Consider the following 16521-nt stretch of genomic DNA (forward strand, 5'->3'; position numbering starts at 1 on the left):
AAAATGCCAGCGCGCCCGGCGTCAATCAGGCGATGCTCGCCCCCGCCGGCAGGCCCGGCATTTCGCCCACCGCCCGCTCGCGTGGTTCGCGTGGCTCGCGCGCGCCGGGAGCATCCACCAGCAGCGGGATGCGCTGCGACCAGTCCATCGTCGTGCTGCGCAGCAGGGTGGCTGGCAGGCCATGCAGCGCCCGCCCGATGATGTCGCGCTCGATCGCGCGCAGGTCGGTGTCGTGCGCGTTGTGCAGGGTGGTTTTGATCACGTCGTAGGGCGGGAAGCCATAGGCGTCTTCGCAGTTCGCCAGCAGAATGTCGAGCCCTTCCTGCTCGGCCAGCTGCTCGTCGCCCACGCCGCCGCGCTGAATGATGATCAGGCCGGCCAGCGTGGCGCGCTGCTGCACGCGCGCGTGCGGCACCAGCTGCTGCACGTGGTACTTCGGCGGCGGCACCAGCAGCTGAACAATGGTGTTGATCGTGGCGACGGGCAGGCGCGTGTTCGTTAGCCAGAAGGCGAACTGGCGGCCTTCGCGCGAGTGCAGGCGGCTTTGCAGCGGCAGGGTCAGTCGTTCCTGCCAGGCCAGCTGCGGCGTGTTGATCGCGGCCACGGTGTGGTGGCTGATCGTCATGGGCTTGGGGTAGGTCAGCACGCCGCCGTCGGGCGTCACCAGCGTCAGGTCGTCGGAAAGAAACGCGCCGCTGTCGCTGGTGCGGCGCTGCCGGTCGAGCAGGCGCAGGATGGTGGTGGTTTTGCCCGTGTCGGTGCGCGCCGTCACCATGTAGGCCCGTTCGCCAAAGCTGATGCACGCGCCATGAACCAGCGCGTAGCCCTTTTCCACAAACGTCCAGCGCAGGATCGGCTCGACGACGTTGGTGTAGAGCACATGCGGCGACCAGCGCAGCAGCGGCGCGGCCAGCACGTCAATCGTTTCGCCCAGCGTTACGTCAATGCCGAAGCCGAGCGCGCCCATCCCCTCGTCATACACGATCCGCCGCGCGCCATCGCTGCTGGGAGCTGCGGGCGCGTGTGGCTTCACCGCGCCGATGCGCACGCGCATGGTCGGCGGGGCTTCGAGCGTTGCGACGCGAAACTGCTCCAGCTCGGGCAGGCCCACATCCGACGCCACGGTGATGATGCCGTGGATGTCGTAGCTGTGAGTGGCCGGCACATAGCTGCGCGATTTGGCGCGGCCCCAGATCACGCGGTCGGCCACGGCGTAGCGCAGCACAGTGAGCGCCACCAGCGAGAACAGGTTCGAAACCAGGTAATACATGCCAAGCTGGTCGGTCAGCAGGTAGATGATCGGGCCGCGCAGCAGCAGCGCCGCGTTATTCATCGCGAAGAACAGCAGCATGCGCCAGCGCGCGCCCTCGCGCCGTTCTTTTTGCGAAAACACCCAGTGCTCGGTCAGCTCGAAATTCCACAGCGTCGAAACCTCGGTGGCAAATACTGCCGACACGAGATAGTGCAGGCCCAGCAATTCGGTGGCGAAGGCCAGCGCCAGCGTATTCACCACTAGGCCAGAAAGGCCAACCAGCAGGAACATCACGAACTGCACAAAACCCTTGCCAAAGCGCAGCTGCGCCAGGTGGCTCAGGTAGCGCATGCCCTCGCGCAGCGACGCCTTGCTGTCGCCCGCGTGGCGCTGCCCAAATGCGAAGCCCAGCTCGGCTACATGCAGGTGTGGGTGGCGCACCAGAATTTCCAGCAGAATCTTGAAGCCGTTCGGGCGCAGGTCGTCGAGGTTGAGCGCCGATTTGCGCGCCATAAAAAAGCCGCTCATCGGGTCGGTGACGCTGCGCAGCTGGCCGGGAAACAGCAGCCGTGCCGCGCTGGACGACATCCGCGACACCAGGGTGCGCGGGCGGTTCAGGCCGGCCGCCGCGCCTTCTTCCCAGTAGCGGCTGGCCACCACCAGGTCGGCGCCGCTGCCCTGCAGGCGCGCCAGCATCTGCGGCACCAGCGTGGGCGGGTGCTGCAAATCGGCGTCCATCACACACACATGCGTGCCACGCGCAGCGCGCAGCCCGGCCAGCACCGCGCTGCCCAAACCGCCGTCGCGCAGGCCCTGCGGCCGATGCAAAAGCACAATGTCGAGCGATGTGGTCGCGCGCGCGGCCTCAATGGCCGCCTCGGTTTCGTCGTCGCTATCGTCGACGAACACCAGCTCGGCTGGGGTGGCGGCAACAGCGGCAGACAGTTGCGCAACCAGGGGCGCGATGTTGCCAGCCTCGTTGCGCGTGGGGATGATGATCGACAGGAATGTCGCGGCTTGTGCGGCTGGCGCAGCTTCGTAGTGGCGCTGTGCGTCGAAATCGGCACGCAGCGGCATGGGGGCCACAGTTGTGGTCATGAATACCTCCGTACGCAATACTTGGTTTGGATGCTCGCAGCTTTCTTCTTTCTGATGGGCGGGCAGCACGCATCAGGCATGCAGCGCCGACCGTGCGCCAGGGCCGGTGCGGTGCTCAAATGGTTCCCACGCCATTTGGCCCGCAAGATCGCCCTGGCGGCTTGTGCTTATGCCATGCAGCTCCTCCTTACATCAATATGAGCTAAATGCGTATAAACGGCACGCGATGCGCTTTCAAGGCAAGCGCATCGCGCTGCGAACTATGCGTCACTTTGCTGCCATATACGCGGCGATCAACCACGCAAGCGTCAGCGTTTGCCATACCGCCAGCCAAAACCACGCGGGCAACCAGCAGGTCATGCGATATTTTCGCCCAGTAAACAATATCAAAATTATGTATACTGAGGTGAATATACTCTATTGTATTAATATACACGCTAAAGTATATCTTCAAAAAAAATACATATTGCGAACAGATCTTTATTATTGATTTCGACAAATCGAGGCTAGTTCGTATATAATGGAGATGGCCGTACGCATGCACTTTGGTTTGGATGCTCGCAGCTTTCGAATGCAAAGCCCATGCAGGTCAGTGGCGAGAAGCGGTCCCACACGCTTCTCGCCTTTTTTTGCACAGGTTGCAACGAAGCTGGAACGTTCAACGTGCACGAACCTCCCACCGCCCGCCAACGTCCGCCACCACAACGAGGCTACAAACCAGCACATCAATCGGTCGCTCTGGGCTGCTTCCGATGATGCACACACGCCGATAAGGCAGTTGAGCCTACCAGCCGGTTGCACAATGCACATGCGAAGATAAGGAAGATGAAGCTAGAATGTTTGGCTCACAAGAGCCATTATTCTGGTGAGTTGAGGCTTGATTGCAAGAAAATGCAACAAACAAGTACCGTAAAAAAAGACTGACACTTTTGTCAGTCAACGGCGACTTGTTCTTTGCCTGACTACGTCAGTGTGTACTTAACTGGACTTTTGCAGATTTGCGGCAACAAGCTTCTGAGCATATGATCAGGCGAGCGTTGGTCTACCAGTTGGGAGGCACAGGTGCCAGCAATTGTCGCGATACCACAGGTGGTCGAGGAACTGCTGGTCCAGTTCGCCGACCTGTTTCCAAATGAGCCTTCACGCCGCCACTTTGCCGAATACCTGACCGGGCTGTTTGTAGCGGAGCACAAGACCGTGAGCGGTATCACGCGAGAGTTTGCCGCCCCACCCGACCAATCCACTCTCAATCGATGGTTGACTGAAGCGCCCTGGGATGTCCAGCGCATCAACGCGCACCGGCTCGAATGGCTTCAACAGGACGCTGCAACGCGCTATCGTCACGACGGCGTTATCGCGATCGATAACACTTTGATAGATCATGACGGCAAACTGATAGAGGATGTCGGCTATTTCTGGGACCATGCCGACAAACGCCACCTGATCGCCCACGATTACCTGTTTGCCAACTACGTCAACCCGAGTGGGAAGCATTATCCGCTCGATTTCCGGCGCTTCCGCAAGCGCGAGCAGTGCGACGACGAGCGCCCGTTCAAGAATCACACCGACCTCGCTAAGGAACTGATCGATTGGGTTGTCGCTGAGGACATACCGGGCGACTTCACCTTCGACAGTTACTTCACCAACGCGCCAATTATGAACACCCTCCACGCCAAAGGTCGCAGCTACATCGGTGATTTGAAAGCCAACCGAGTGATTGTAGTCAGCGGGAAGCAGACCAGCGTGACTGAGTGGGTCAAAACGCTCACGCCGCTTGTTCGCACCAAGTTTACGGTCGGCGGTCACACGCAATGGTACTTCACCAAGTCCGTTCGTCTGCCCAATGTCAACCACCCAGTGCGTATTCTGGTGTTGTGGTCAGAAGCAGAAGCTGCGACGCCACGCAAGATCCTGATCAGCAACCGAACCCAGTGGGAAGCTCATCGCATTTTGAAGGTCTACAAAAAGCGCTGGACAGGGACGGAGACCTTTCATCGGGACGGGAAGCAGCATTTGGGCATGGGCGAGTGTCAGCTCAGGGACGGGATGGGCCAGACCAGGCACATGCACCTCGTCGTCCTGGCGTACACGGCTCTGATGCGCCAATTGAAGCATGATCGTGCCTTCGAATGGGCTCACACACGCCTGATGACCATTGGCGAGTCCTGTCGCACCATCGCTCGCGAGACCTTGGGCAAAACGCTTGCTTGGGCCATCGAACAATCGCACCAAGGCATGACTCTGTCCGATATCAAGCTCCGTTTGGCTTTACCCTGAGCTTTCGCCTATTTCTGCAAAACCTTAGATCCATGATAAAAAAGACGGGCTCGCCATCCTGCAACAAACCGTCCCGTTTGCGAGCATCTGGATGAGGTTGATTGCCTGGAAACGATTGTTCCTGCCAGGCTGTTACTTGGTCATCGTCTTCAAACCGCCGTATAAGATCAGTGCTCAGCGAATGGGTTGCGACGATAGAGTCGAGAAAGACAAACTCCATATGTTTGTTTTGCATATGGCCCGTGATAACTAAGGTGCCTTTTGAAAAGCTAGGCTGCATAACCCAGTCTGCCTGATGCACAGCACGAAACAGAAGATATTTATCACCAAACTGGTACGGATTAGGTGTCATATCCGCTTGTACATAGATGGTTTGATGCTGAAAGTGCCAGTTTGGATGAAAGTTTGCGTTGTTACCTGATTTATACGGCACACCACTCCGCATGGGGATAGAGGTGATAACTGGATGATCTGGCTTATTAAAAATGCGGGCGACATCACACTCCTCGATAACGTAGCCACCGGCCTGTTTTCTGAGAAAACCCGTGCGTACGAGCGACTCGTATACTGGCAGTCTGCCGATATCGGTGCCACGACGCGCAAAGGCCTCTCGGTAGTGGGCGTTTCTGACATCGCGGTAGAACAGTTGCTGATCCGTCACCTTATCCATCTTGCTGTAGCTTGTAATTTCAACCAGAGCGCGCAGCATTCCGCGAAGGCTGCTGCCAGGAATAGTTGGGGAATCAGAATTACCGTAATGAAAAAATTCCGCACGTCGGCGCTTTTGTTCCTCCGTCAACTCATGAAAGGGTTTGGTACCGAAGGTTGCGTACTCTTCAGGTGTATACCCACACCGCACATAGAGTGGCGATGCAGTCGTTAACGTGCAGGCAATACGGCCTGTGTAGCGCGGTTTCGCTCCTTCGCTCGAATAGTATCGGTCGTGAGGCATATCGATACTATCAGGTTCAGCTGGCACTACTTTTTCAGGAAGCGGGACAAAGTTATACGGTGCAATCGCGGCGCGGCTTTCTAGAATACTTTGCATTTGTTGTGGCAGTGTCATGACGATTCTCCCGGCCTCAACAACATCACCACCCGGCTATGCGTCACCCGCACCACTCCCGCTGCATCCTCATCAACATAGTGGCGTACTTTCAGCCGAACACGCTCCTGCTCTGTTGGCACTTTGTCGCCAATCGGCGGGGCATGGATAATGCCCTGCGACCCTTCAACAATCGGCATGAAGCCCGGGTTGGCTGTAGCTGATTTGTCTTCGCGATTGCCCCACAGCATCTGGCACTCATCGATCCATTCCATGGCGCTACCCTTGCCATCCTCGATCAGCCGCGCTTTCCATTCCTGCGGCCCTTGCCACACAAAGAGTTCAGCATTGTCGCTAAATAATCGTGCTTGCTGGAGCATGGCCCAATCGAGGGTATTGCCCACTGAGAGGGCAAGCGTGGTAGTACGCAGTTCCCCCCAGATTACGCCAGTTTCGGAGTGAAGCAGCAACGTGCGCAGACCACTGCTGATTGCCTGTTGCGCAAGCCAGTTGTGCAGCGGTGTTTGTGTCGTTACAACCACCGGCGTTGTTATGCTTTGCCCTGAAACAATCGTGCGTCGTGCGGTTTGTTGCTGCGTCACTACGAGGCTCCTTTCGACCCATTCAGCGCGCCAACATAGCTGCTGAATGCTGTTCGTGCCTTGTCATCCAGTTCGATACGCCCATCCACCTCACGCATTTCCCAGGGTTGGCCTTCACCTTCATCCTTTATAGTGGCGTGCAGGCCGCGCAAACGTCCGCGCCCAATGCTGCTGGTGCCGCCAATTGGCAAGTCGCCCGTCCACAGATCCTTGAGTAATTGCAGCAGCAAGCCTTTTTCTGCTGGCTTTGGGTCACGGATGACGATTACGAGTTCGATATCGCCACCAACCTGTGGGGCTTCGTCGAACAGTGCGGTGTCAAGCGCGCCCCCGGTAAAGCGATCAATCGCTACACGGTTCTGCACCAGTGTGCGTCCCCCGGTAATAGCCGACTCGCGGGCAATCAGGCGGCTGGCGCTTGGATCACCCTTGGCGCGATGCATATCGCGGCCAAACAGATCGTTGAGATCGAGCGAAGCGCTAATGGTGTTGATGATGCGATTTGCGCGCCCGCGCAGCACACCGGCCAGGCTTGTTCCCGGCACAATTGGCTCATTGTGGCTATTGTGAAGATGCACCTGATCGGGCTGCGCGCCGTTTTCCAGCGCGTCTTCCGAACGAATAAGCATTGGGCTGGCAAGCGCGAAAGTTGCTTTAATAGTGAAGCTGCGACGCAGGTCACCTTGTGGCGCCTCAACATCCAGCACTTCTTCCGCTGTGCCAGTACGAATGGCAGCATCTGCCAACGCATATCCCCAATCGGCATGATCGGCACTTAGCCAGGCCAGCAACTGGGTTGGCTCGCACAAGTCATAGGTCGTTGCGCGCCACTGCTCAACAATACAGTGGCCAAAGCCGCGTGTTTTGCGCCCACCCAGATCGATCTCGCTCGCTTCAAGGCCATGGAGCGCCAGCGCCAGTGTGCTCTTGAGCAGTATTTCGTCGGCATCTTCGAGCACAAGCAATTCAAAGCGCAGTGGAAATATCACGCCCGCCGGGAGGAGCTCAAGATCATATTTGAACTTGTCTTCGGCGGTGCGGGTGCGACCGTCGATACGTACACCATCGCGTACCTCGGCCTGGGTTGGCATGCGCGCCCGCGCATCATCCACTATCAGGCGGCTTTGCTCACCGCCGGGGTCGTTGTCGTCGCCATTGCCTGTATCGCCCTTCACTGCGCCAAACAACAAAACTGCTAGGCTATCGCGCTCCTGCTTTCCTTCCGCAGCACCAAAACCTTTTTCTCGGCTGCGCACGTAGTTGCGCAGCGCGCCGGCAATCGATGCGCCGGTAAGCAGCGGCAGCGGCTCATCGCCAGCCGTATCAAGCAGCAAGGGCATATCGGTCAGGCTTTCCGCGTCGCCATTACCAAGCGCGGTCGGCGTCAGCAGCCGCAGATCGCCTTCAACAACGATGCGTTTGAGGATCTGGCGGCTTTTTGGCTTTGGTATATCGGTCATTATCGCGCCTCCTGCTGCCGTTCATCGCGTGCCGGCGCTGCGAGCACTGCAGCAATCAGCTGCAGGGCAACACGCGGCGCGTTCCGTTGTGCCTCCTGACCAGCAATTGGCGGCGGGCGGAAGTCGTAGAGTTGATTCCATACCTTTTCAGGGTCTTTGAGGAGCATACCGATCCATTCTTCGAATGTGTCGTGGCCTATGTGTGCCCGTTCGTACTGCCGCCTGGCAGTTGGTTTAAAGGCGGCAAAGTGCGCGCGCACATATTCTGCGTCGGCCTTTGGCAGCGCCTGCCGCACCAGCGTGCGCAAACGGCCAAGTTGGCTGTTCTCGGGTGGTTTGTCGATCGGGTTATTTTTGACGAACTCAACAATACTCTGCTCAACACTGCGCGTATACAGCTGGCGCGCCATTCGCTGTGCAAGCATCACGGAATGAGAAGTTTTTACTTCCTGGCTGGCCGCATGCGCATAGCGAGCGATCGTGCCACTATACATTTGCCCTTCGCGTGACCACCGCCAGTTAAATGCAATGCGTCCAAAGCCTTCGGCGCGGCGCGTGCCAATCCCACGCTGTTCGAGCGCGGTAGTTTGGTCGGCGCTCAGTGGCTGGGTAAGCGTAAAACTAATCACGCTTCCCGCTGCCAGGGCATATTCCTGCTCCAATGGCAGTCGCCAATAGCGATTAAAGCCACCGCTTTCGCTGGCTTCGCTGAAACTATGCAGCGAGTTGATCTTCACCGCATCTTCAGGCACATTGAGGTAGGCAGCAAGCGTGGCATCGTCGAGATCTGCTATTGGTTGACCATCAGCGTCATGCAAGAGCGCGTCGCTTAAGAATGTGATGCTATGGATTCGCTCATCCCCGCCGTCGAGTGCCGGTGTATTTGCGTCCTGGGCATTGCATTCGCGAAAGCTATTGTGAATTGCGATCTTGCTGATTGTCGTCTTGCCATAGTGCGCACTGCGCGATCGCCCAAGCCAGCAAGTATCCAGTTCTTTCAGTAGGCTTTCTATTTCTGCTGCATCTTCGTCATCATCAGCTAGCACAACGCCAGCAAACTGCTGCTCAGGTGCGAGTGCATCATAGCGAAACACCGCTCCATCCGGCGCTTGCTGCGCAGCTGTACCACCACCCGTGCGCAATGAGCGCCCTTTCACCGGGTTGCGCTGAATATGAACCGCAATCGTTCGGTCGGGACGGTAGGTATAGATGTTTTCGCCAGCCATTGCGCAGAATGGTTGCCCAAGCGGTTTGAGCGTGTCGTCTTGCTCAAAGCGCGTGCGCACTGCAATGCTGTAATCGGGATGGCTGGCATCAAGATAGTCAATGCTTGATGTTGGGTCCGTTGCATCCAGCTCGTCGCGCTTTCGGCGCAGCACGGACTGAGGCGTTGGCAATGTTCTCTGCATACCTTCTTTTGCCAGCGGGTATGCATGCAAAAAACGGGTACTGCCATTGATAAACAGCCGGTGAGTCTTCTCATTCGTTGGTTCCAGCAGCTTGCCTTGCAACTGGTGCTTATGAATGTAGTGCTGAATCAACGCGCCACGCACCAGGCTGCCAGGAACATAGGGCAGCGAGACGCTGCTATTCGGGTCGCCTTGCAATGATGTTGCCAGCAATGGCTCGTGCAACGTGAGCGTATAGGTAACAGCACGCATTAGCGCACCTCCTGAGCAAATCGCTGAAACTGCGCTTTGGTGAAATCTGCATGGTTATAGTCGTCGGGCTCGTGATCGTGGATCAGGAGCGAAAGGCGACCGCGCCCGCGATTGCGCACACTACCGCCGCGCCGCACGCCGAGCGCACATGCTGCAAGCAAGGCTAATGTCATCTCGTTTGGCTCTTCCGCAAAATCGAGCGATGCGATCATGGGCGTTTCGCGCAGCAGCACGCGAAAGGCGCGCAACGAACCGCGCTCTGGTGCGCCGGTTTCTGCGTCAATTGCTGTCTGGCGGCGAATAGTTGTGAGCGATGCCAGAACCTGATCGCGGCCAAGTTCTTGCGCCCGCACTGCGCCGATCAACTCAGGCGGAAGCGTTGCTTTAGCAATGCGCAGAATGGCCGCACCTTCCAGCAATGCGCCGGAAGCACCAAAGAGTTCGTTTGCAGCTTTGTTCCATTGTGTACTTTTGCTTTCGCCAAGCGCGTAGCGCAGGTTTTGCCATTCTTCCTGAAGCAAGCCTTTTAAGGCGCGCGCGCCAAGAAAAGGGAAGCCATATTCGTCGTGCTCAATTTCAACATCGACAAGCCCGGCCACACCTTCACCTCGCCCGAAGGTTGCATCGCTGCACAAACGCACTGTCAGATAATAGTGTTTCACGATGCAATTTCCTCCTGCTTCACTGGCTCGACCGGCAGGTAGAATTCGAGCGCCTCGATTGCATCGAAATAGCCCGAACGCATCTTCGCATGTTTGGCAGGTTTTTTCTCACCACTGTCAGCCCAGCCTGTTCTGCGGAGATTTGTGTCGTCACCCGCGAGCTTCGGCAAAAAGTCGCGGAACTGGTAGTTACGCAGGAAGTGCTCAACTTCTTGTTCGCCCCCACGCAACGCCTCACGCAGCGCCACCACCTTGTTATGCCGTTCGCGCCACGCATCCTCATTTACAAGCGTTTCGATCAGGGCGCGCAGGCTGTTCCATTCGCGCCATCGCTGGCCAATTCCAGGGCCATCGACTGTGATCGGCCGCATCGTCAAGTTGCCATTTTGTGGCGATGGAACCCCGTATTGCCGCTGGCGCATTTCGCCGAGGCTGGCATTGATACCAGTCGCTGCAAAGTGCCAATCCATCGCCGACGCACCTTCGGAATGTTCGGCTCGCACGACGCTTTTGGCGTGGTCGCAGAGCGCGCTGCTCAGCGCATAGGCGCGCGCGAATGGGTAATGAGCCTTCACAATTGCGACGCCAGCGCATGCATACGCTGGTTTCTTGAGCTTTTCTTTGAGCGTTTCATCCTGAATGGGCAGCTTCGTAAAATGCTCGGTTGTGTGCGTATGGAAGGCGCGCAGATACACTGCCGCAAGCGGAAGACCCAGGCGCCCATCGCACACCAGTGTGAGATCGTCGCCGCCGAACACCAGTGGGCGTACTGGGAAAATGGCTTGATCGGAGCCTTTTTTGAGTTTCAAGTCTGTTGTGAACTCGCGCATGCGCTCGTCAAGTTCAGTTTGACCATGCGTTTTGAACGACTGATCAAGCTGGTTCAGGGCATCGTGCAATGCCTGGCGGCCGCTCGCCTCGACAGCTTGCGAAAGTGCGTATATCGTATCCAGACATTCACGATTCTGCGAAACATCACCGAAATACTCGACCACTTCTTCGAAGCGCTTGCCCATACCGTTGCCATCGGCGTGGATAACCGCGATATAGCTGCTATCGTCGCGGCTGCGCCCGAAGTCGTCGAAATCGAGACCAAGGGCGTATGTTTGAAAGATAGCGCTAAAGTCCGTAAGCCGGGTATTGGCAGCATTGACGGCTTTGAGCTTGGCATCAATTTCAGCGCTGACGAAGCGATTCTCTTCTGAATCGAGCGCCACTGCTGGGAGCCCGGTAGCGCGGCACGCCAATGTAACGCTTAAACCAAGCTGAGGCACCGAGCGACGGCGTTGCTGCTTCGTAGTGCTGAGTTTTTGAAGCAAGATGTTGTAGGCACCGTTTTTGCCGCCGATTGCTTGTTGGGATTCGAGGACGAGATGCGCAGCACTAATCTCAAGCCCTGGCGCTTGCTGAAGCAATATCCGGCTGAGTGCGCGAACGACATTTTTCGCAGTATCTTCATTTTGCGAGAGGAACACAACATTGCCGCCGCCGCTGTAGATGACTTCGACCTGTTGAGCGCCGCCCCTGGTAAGCGGATTTCGGGCAATGGTTCCGTCGGGGCTGAAGTTATGCGCACCTGGGCCAGCTTGTTCCAGTGCTGCGTGCAGCCAGCCTTCGCTCACCTGCACAAGCAAGTGCGACGCGCCGATATTCTCTTTGAGCTTGTTGCTGCCAAAGATATATTCCTGGATTCCGGTGGTGTCGACGATACTCAGCGCCCACCCTGCCATATCTTCCATAGGTATTTCCTCGCAACTCTGTGCTTATGGCTTACTTGTCAGACGATCCAGGCTCACAACCCATTGTTCGATAGCTTTCCGCAGGTTTGGCAGATCGTCGCGCGCAAATACGCGCGCCTGGTTATCGCGCACCAGCGCATCGACCTCGTTTTGAAGATCGCGCGCATCTTCGTAGCAACATACCAGTGCAATGCGTGCTTCAGAACCGCCGAGCTGCCGCGCCCGTGCCACAGCTTCGAGCAGCTTGTGTTTGCATGCGCGCCGGTTTTGAGTGACAGTGCAGGAAAAAGCGAAGAACTGGTAGTTACGGATGGCTACGACATCAAACTCAAAATCGCGGTTACCAATTTTTGGCTGGAGATTAAGTGCGAATTCTCGAAAAGCATGACTCTCTTCCAGCTGCATAAGCTCAGCGAAGACATGATCCTCTAGCCAGCCGCCGGTCAGCCAATCGAAAAGAGCAGATGACTCCGCAAACGGGCTCTGTTGCAGCAGGCTCTCGACAGTGGCAGGAAACGAAACACCAGTTGCTGCTTGCCATTGTTTATAAACGTGCTCCCGAAATTGCGGGTGTTCCAACAACTCGCTGCTGGAAACAAACTGTTCGAGTGTGCGGATCTTTCCCTGGGCATCCCTGAACCAAATAGTGCGCAAAGACTCTGAACTATAAACAATCGCAAGGCCACGAGCTACACTCGGCCAGATAGCCGCCGTGCGCACAGGCTTTTTCAACTCATCGCGCCGGTGCAAGGCTAATAAATCGCACAACGAAACATCGACATTGTTGCCAACATACTGCGCTTGAGCGCCGCGCCAGTCCGATCGTTCGGCCCACAAGTGCAGTGTGCCGGCATCGAGATATGTCGAGCAGACGCGCCGGTTTTTCGGTTTTTCGCGCTGCCAATCCTGAAGGGCTCGGAAGGAATGTACAGCCATAACCTTTGTGCCACCAGTATAGTGCAAACCGACGCTGGCAGAGTCAGGGATAGATTTCAGGTGACCAGTTATAGCTGTGAAAATACTGGAAGGGTTCGCCGCCTGGGTGGGTACGTTGATAATCTGGCATTGGGCAAGCTGTTGCATGATTTTCGCCATAGCTTCCGACTGAGCTGGTGCAGTTTCTTTCGCTGGCCAGCACGAAACAGATTGGTGCCCTTGCTTCAGCACTTTCTCCAGCGCCTGGCGCTGATCGGCAGTTTCTTCGGAATACACTAGGTATATAACGGCTTCGGGAGTGGTGAGCAGACATGCAGCAACATAATTTGGCAGAGTGTTGCCGCCAATGAGCATAAAAAGGTATTTTGTTTTTACATCATCAAGTCGAAACGGCATTTCATACTCCTGCACAATTCAATACATGCTCGTAACGTTTCTTTTCCTATCGACGGATAGAGTGTCTCCTTCTTTCCCCAAAACGCGAGCGCCGCAGCATCGGCACCAATCCCCCATGCCGCTCGATCGCGCTGCAATGCGGCGCGCTGCCATTGCGCCACCAAAGCATGCAGCGCAATTGCCCACTTGTGCACCGCCGCTCGATTCGTGGTCGCTATAGCGCATTCCAATGCCTTCTGCGCGAGGCACTGTTTCCAAACCCTTCATAGCGGGTCAGTGCCTTCAACCAGGGCGACGGCAGCGGCGCGAGTACGCTTGCCGATCAAAGTTTCCAAACCCTTCATAGCGGGTCAGTGCCTTCAACCCCAGCACGCCCGATCCCATGCCGCTCTGCATGAGGCGTTTCCAAACCCTTCATAGCGGGTCAGTGCCTTCAACCTGCTCGTCAGCAGCCAGTCGAGCAGGGCATACTTGTTTCCAAACCCTTCATAGCGGGTCAGTGCCTTCAACAGCGCCCAGGTCGTGCCGCTCGACTTGGTGCCGAGGTTTCCAAACCCTTCATAGCGGGTCAGTGCCTTCAACGCCAGCGCGAACGTGTGGCGCGTCCAGGGATAGAGTTTCCAAACCCTTCATAGCGGGTCAGTGCCTTCAACTGCGGGGCTTCCTGCGGGGCAACAAGGGGGCGCATAGTTTCCAAACCCTTCATAGCGGGTCAGTGCCTTCAACATGAACGGAACCACCGCCCGCGCCGCACTGGCCAAGTTTCCAAACCCTTCATAGCGGGTCAGTGCCTTCAACCATGTGGATTGAAGGTCGCCAGCCGGTGCGATTCAGGTTTCCAAACCCTTCATAGCGGGTCAGTGCCTTCAACCAATCACGCCCTGTGCGATCAGGCGCTCAATATTGGCGGTTTCCAAACCCTTCATAGCGGGTCAGTGCCTTCAACCGGGCGCGGGTGCGGGTGCGACCTCCTCGACAGGTGTTTCCAAACCCTTCATAGCGGGTCAGTGCCTTCAACTTGCGGCTGGCTTGTCGAGCCCGAGCACCGCGAGAGTTTCCAAACCCTTCATAGCGGGTCAGTGCCTTCAACCCCTTGATGAGCGCGCCCGCAGTGGGAACGTCAGCAGGTTTCCAAACCCTTCATAGCGGGTCAGTGCCTTCAACTGCACAGCTGAGCAGCAAGCTGCTCAGCTGTGCTATGTTTCCAAACCCTTCATAGCGGGTCAGTGCCTTCAACAATGGCCCGCCCGCCATTGTGAGATTATTGTGATGTTTCCAAACCCTTCATAGCGGGTCAGTGCCTTCAACATACAGCGCATCATAGCCCCCGAGCGAGACATAGCGTTTCCAAACCCTTCATAGCGGGTCAGTGCCTTCAACGCAGCCGTCGCTGTGGCGGCTGCACATCCTATATCGTTTCCAAACCCTTCATAGCGGGTCAGTGCCTTCAACAAGGTCGCGCCACAGCAGGCCCGACGCTTCGCCCTTAGTTTCCAAACCCTTCATAGCGGGTCAGTGCCTTCAACGCCCGCGCAAAATGGGCAGTAGAGCCGGCCAACAATCGGTTTCCAAACCCTTCATAGCGGGTCAGTGCCTTCAACACTTGCATTACAAGATGCACACCGTATTGATTTACAGTTTCCAAACCCTTCATAGCGGGTCAGTGCCTTCAACGTGGCCTGGGAGAAGCTCGGCGAGACGTGTAATCAGTAGTTTCCAAACCCTTCATAGCGGGTCAGTGCCTTCAACTGCGGGTGCTCGATTTCAGTTATGAGGTGCAATAATGGGTTTCCAAACCCTTCATAGCGGGTCAGTGCCTTCAACGACCTGCGCAGCGCGATCATGCTCCTGCGTGATGAAGTTTCCAAACCCTTCATAGCGGGTCAGTGCCTTCAACACGACCAGCGCGCCAAGCTTGCCGATGAGAACGCCAAGGTTTCCAAACCCTTCATAGCGGGTCAGTGCCTTCAACTGATGGTCGTGATGGAGGGGGCGGGGGCCTTGGCGGCGTTTCCAAACCCTTCATAGCGGGTCAGTGCCTTCAACAGTCATGTTGGTGAGTCAATCGGGCGGCGCGGATTGGTTTCCAAACCCTTCATAGCGGGTCAGTGCCTTCAACCGTGGCTTCAGGTAGTCATTGATTGCCTTTTCAATCGCAGTTTCCAAACCCTTCATAGCGGGTCAGTGCCTTCAACCGCCGGCTGCCGAGCGAGCGCGAGTACGAGCGCTTTCTGTTTCCAAACCCTTCATAGCGGGTCAGTGCCTTCAACCTACTGGCCGTGCAACGTGTACACGATGGGCTGCACCGTTTCCAAACCCTTCATAGCGGGTCAGTGCCTTCAACCCGTGTGCGCGCTCGTACAGCTCGGATGTGATTATATGTTTCCAAACCCTTCATAGCGGGTCAGTGCCTTCGGGTGGCGACTTGCGCGAGTGAACCTTGTTTGCTCAGGCCGCAGGGCCGCTGGGGCTTCCCGCCCCAGCACCCCGGCCAGGGGCATCGCCCCTGGACCCCAAATGGACGTGGGTAGCGATTGCAAAGCTCTGCAGGCATGCCTCCGTTGTGCCAAAACCTGGCAACGTTTGATACAGGATGTACAAGCGAGTTTTGCCTGCTTCGAACAAGGTTTAAGATTATTTGCCCAAACTCGACATCAATCCAGTGTTAGCTTCCTTCACCCCACATGGCACAACGCTGCATCTGCCATTCAATCCAGTATTGGCTTGTACCATCGCCGCATGGCACAACAACGAGCCTCGCAATCGGCACCAGCACCCTTTGCCGCAAGGGTTTCCCTCGAGTTTTGCCTGCTTCGAACAAGGTTTAAGATTATTTGCCCAAACTCGACATCAATCCAGTATTAGCTTCCTTCACCCCACATGGCACAACGCTGCATCTGCCATTCAATCCAGTACTGGCTTGTACCATCGCCGCATGGCACAACAACGAGCCTCGCAATCGGCACCAGCACCCTTTGCCGCAAGGGTTTTAGGGAAACCGGCGAGGGTTTCCTTAATCGGGGCATGGGGACGAAGCGCCCCGAGAAAAAACAATTAAGAACCTCAATCAGGGGCACGAAGGCTGGGTGCCTTTGGGCGCCCCGAGAAAAGCACCAAACAAATCTGTCCCCCTTCATAGCGTGCCGGGCCTATAACGATACCGTAACGATGCCTACTCTATAAGAGGCCAAATTGCTGATCCTGTTTCATGGCTCCATACGGCCAGATGTAATAATCTTGTCGCCACGCCCCAGGCTTCTTATGATCGACCATAAGCTTCTTATGATCGACCATAAGCTTCTTATGATCGACCATAAGCTTCTTATGATCGACCGTAAGCTTCTTATGATCGACCGTAAGCTTCTTATGATCGACCATAAGCTTCTTATGATC

12 protein-coding genes and 1 CRISPR repeat array are annotated in these 16521 nt (G+C 56.5%); of the genes, 1 reads left to right on the top strand and 11 read right to left on the bottom strand.

Annotated features, from left to right (window positions below):
- Window positions 1-25: 25 nt before the first annotated feature.
- Window positions 26-2350 carry a glycosyltransferase gene (locus tag M1P90_RS19520; protein WP_483696968.1) on the bottom strand — a complete coding sequence of 775 codons (2325 nt, stop codon included), beginning with the start codon at window positions 2348-2350 and terminating at the stop codon, window positions 26-28.
- A gap of 202 nt (window positions 2351-2552) precedes the next feature.
- Window positions 2553-2786, bottom strand: coding sequence for a hypothetical protein (locus M1P90_RS19525; protein ID WP_483696969.1), 234 nt, complete (start codon window positions 2784-2786; stop codon window positions 2553-2555).
- Between the two features lie 626 nt (window positions 2787-3412).
- On the opposite strand from M1P90_RS19525, the gene M1P90_RS19530 reads away from it, so the two are divergent.
- Entirely contained in the window at window positions 3413-4627 is a 1215-nt protein-coding gene (locus M1P90_RS19530; protein WP_483696970.1) for an IS701 family transposase, read from the top strand.
- On the opposite strand, the gene M1P90_RS19535 is transcribed toward M1P90_RS19530, so the two are convergent.
- The 9 genes from M1P90_RS19535 to M1P90_RS19575 all read right to left on the bottom strand — a co-directional run bounded on the left by M1P90_RS19535 (window position 4602) and on the right by M1P90_RS19575 (window position 16506).
- Complete coding sequence (locus tag M1P90_RS19535) at window positions 4602-5693, bottom strand: hypothetical protein (RefSeq protein ID WP_483696971.1); 1092 nt, start codon at window positions 5691-5693, stop codon at window positions 4602-4604. The two genes, M1P90_RS19530 and M1P90_RS19535, sit on opposite strands and share 26 nt — an antisense overlap.
- Window positions 5690-6274 (bottom strand): type III-D CRISPR-associated protein Csx19, encoded by a 585-nt coding sequence (csx19, locus tag M1P90_RS19540; protein ID WP_483696972.1) that lies wholly within the window; start codon window positions 6272-6274, stop codon window positions 5690-5692. The genes M1P90_RS19535 and csx19 overlap by 4 nt, the downstream gene beginning before the upstream one ends.
- On the bottom strand, window positions 6274-7734 hold the full coding sequence (locus tag M1P90_RS19545; protein ID WP_483696973.1) for an RAMP superfamily CRISPR-associated protein: 1461 nt from the start codon (window positions 7732-7734) through the stop codon (window positions 6274-6276). Before M1P90_RS19545 ends, csx19 begins: the two co-directional genes overlap by 1 nt.
- A complete protein-coding gene (locus tag M1P90_RS19550; RefSeq protein WP_483696974.1) occupies window positions 7734-9395 on the bottom strand; it encodes a hypothetical protein in 1662 nt (553 codons plus the stop codon). Before M1P90_RS19550 ends, M1P90_RS19545 begins: the two co-directional genes overlap by 1 nt.
- On the bottom strand, window positions 9395-10057 hold the full coding sequence (locus M1P90_RS19555) for an RAMP superfamily CRISPR-associated protein (protein WP_483696975.1): 663 nt from the start codon (window positions 10055-10057) through the stop codon (window positions 9395-9397). Before M1P90_RS19555 ends, M1P90_RS19550 begins: the two co-directional genes overlap by 1 nt.
- Window positions 10054-11796, bottom strand: a complete 1743-nt coding sequence (locus M1P90_RS19560; protein WP_483696976.1) for a hypothetical protein — start codon at window positions 11794-11796, stop codon at window positions 10054-10056. Before M1P90_RS19560 ends, M1P90_RS19555 begins: the two co-directional genes overlap by 4 nt.
- A 24-nt stretch (window positions 11797-11820) precedes the next feature.
- A complete protein-coding gene (locus tag M1P90_RS19565) occupies window positions 11821-13128 on the bottom strand; it encodes a Card1-like endonuclease domain-containing protein (RefSeq protein ID WP_483696977.1) in 1308 nt (435 codons plus the stop codon).
- On the bottom strand, window positions 13104-13322 hold the full coding sequence (locus tag M1P90_RS19570; protein ID WP_483696978.1) for a hypothetical protein: 219 nt from the start codon (window positions 13320-13322) through the stop codon (window positions 13104-13106). The genes M1P90_RS19565 and M1P90_RS19570 overlap by 25 nt, the downstream gene beginning before the upstream one ends.
- A gap of 56 nt (window positions 13323-13378) precedes the next feature.
- A CRISPR array of direct repeats spans window positions 13379-15546; the repeat unit is 37 nt; unit sequence GTTTCCAAACCCTTCATAGCGGGTCAGTGCCTTCAAC.
- A gap of 759 nt (window positions 15547-16305) precedes the next feature.
- A complete protein-coding gene (locus M1P90_RS19575) occupies window positions 16306-16506 on the bottom strand; it encodes a hypothetical protein (RefSeq protein WP_483696979.1) in 201 nt (66 codons plus the stop codon).
- Between the last annotated feature and the right edge of the window lie 15 nt (window positions 16507-16521).

The sequence above is a fragment of the Kouleothrix sp. 19917 genome, assembly GCF_057073505.1.

What these genes read in the sequence shown, in the direction of transcription:
- M1P90_RS19550 (WP_483696974.1), bottom strand. Translation starts at nt 9,395, where the DNA reads ATGCGTGCTGTTACCTATACGCTCACGTTGCACGAGCCATTGCTGGCA.
- M1P90_RS19565 (WP_483696977.1), bottom strand. Translation starts at nt 13,128, where the DNA reads ATGCCGTTTCGACTTGATGATGTAAAAACAAAATACCTTTTTATGCTC.
- M1P90_RS19560 (WP_483696976.1), bottom strand. Translation starts at nt 11,796, where the DNA reads ATGGAAGATATGGCAGGGTGGGCGCTGAGTATCGTCGACACCACCGGA.
- M1P90_RS19575 (WP_483696979.1), bottom strand. Translation starts at nt 16,506, where the DNA reads ATGGTCGATCATAAGAAGCTTACGGTCGATCATAAGAAGCTTACGGTC.
- M1P90_RS19545 (WP_483696973.1), bottom strand. Translation starts at nt 7,734, where the DNA reads ATGACCGATATACCAAAGCCAAAAAGCCGCCAGATCCTCAAACGCATC.
- M1P90_RS19520 (WP_483696968.1), bottom strand. Translation starts at nt 2,350, where the DNA reads ATGACCACAACTGTGGCCCCCATGCCGCTGCGTGCCGATTTCGACGCA.
- M1P90_RS19535 (WP_483696971.1), bottom strand. Translation starts at nt 5,693, where the DNA reads ATGACACTGCCACAACAAATGCAAAGTATTCTAGAAAGCCGCGCCGCG.